The 1,149-nt window shown below is 69.5% G+C and carries 1 protein-coding gene; it reads left to right on the plus strand.

Going from position 1 to position 1,149, the window contains the following annotated elements; all coding sequences use genetic code 11:
• Positions 1 to 1,146: methyl-accepting chemotaxis protein (locus J2S73_RS21615; RefSeq protein ID WP_306887792.1), on the plus strand; the 1,146-nt coding region annotated here is incomplete at its 5' end.
• Between the last annotated feature and the right edge of the window lie 3 nt (positions 1,147 to 1,149).

Raw genomic sequence — 1,149 nt, forward strand, 5'->3', positions numbered from 1 at the left:
GCCTTCGCCAACCGGATCAGCACCGTGGTGATTTTCGCCACCGTTCTCAGCCTGCTGATCGGCGTCGCCATCGCCATGGTCATCGGCATCCGCTCCATGAGCCGCCCGCTGGTCCGCGCCAGCAACATGCTGCAGGAAATCGCCGGGGGCAATCTCAACGTCGCCTTCGAGCCGCGCCAGTCCAAGGACGAGATCGGCGAGATCTGGAACGCGACCGGCAAGCTCCTGGTCGAGCTGCGCAACGCCGAGCAGCTGCGCAACGAGCAGGCCGCCCTCAAGGACAAGGCCGAAGCCGAGAAGCGCGCCGCCATGCATGCGCTCGCCGACGAGTTTGACCTGGAGGTTTCCTCGATCGTCCGCACCGTCGAGGCGGCGATCGAGAACCTGGAGCAGAACGCCGGCACCATGAGCCGGTCGGCCGACGAGACCTCGCGTCAGTCCTCGACCGTTGCCGCCGCCGCCGAGCAGGCCACCTCCAACGTGCAGACGGTCGCGTCCGCCGCCGAAGAGCTCGCCGCGTCCGTTCGCGAGATCTCCCAGCAGGTCGCGATGGCCGCCGAGATCGCCGGCGAAGCCACCGGCCAGGCCAGCGGCACGGCCGAGGTCGTTCGCGGCCTGTCCGCCTCCGCCCAGCGCATCGGCGACGTGGTCCAGCTGATCACCGATATCGCCGCCCAGACCAACCTGCTCGCCCTCAACGCCACCATCGAGGCGGCGCGGGCCGGCGAGGCCGGCAAGGGCTTCGCGGTGGTTGCCATGGAAGTGAAGACGCTCGCCGAGCAGACCTCCAAGGCCACCGGCGAGATCACCGCCCAGATCTCCGAGGTCCAGTCGGCGACCAACGAGGTGGTGAAGGCGATCGAAGGCATCTCCGACACCATCCGCCGCGTCGACGAGGTGTCGTCCGCCATCGCCTCCTCCGTCGAGGAGCAGGGCGCCGCCACCGGCGAGATCGCCCAGAACGTCCAGCAGGCCGCCCAGGGCACCCAGGAAGTCTCGACCAACATCGTGTCGGTCTCCTCGGCCGCCGACGACACCGGCCGGGTCTCCACCGAGATCGTTCGGGCCGCCTCCGACCTCTCCGACCAGGCCACCTCGCTGCGCGCCCAGGTCGACGCCTTCGTCTCCCGCGTCCGCGCGGCCTGATCG

The sequence above is a fragment of the Amorphus orientalis genome (assembly GCF_030814015.1).
Lineage (GTDB): Bacteria > Pseudomonadota > Alphaproteobacteria > Rhizobiales > Amorphaceae > Amorphus > Amorphus orientalis.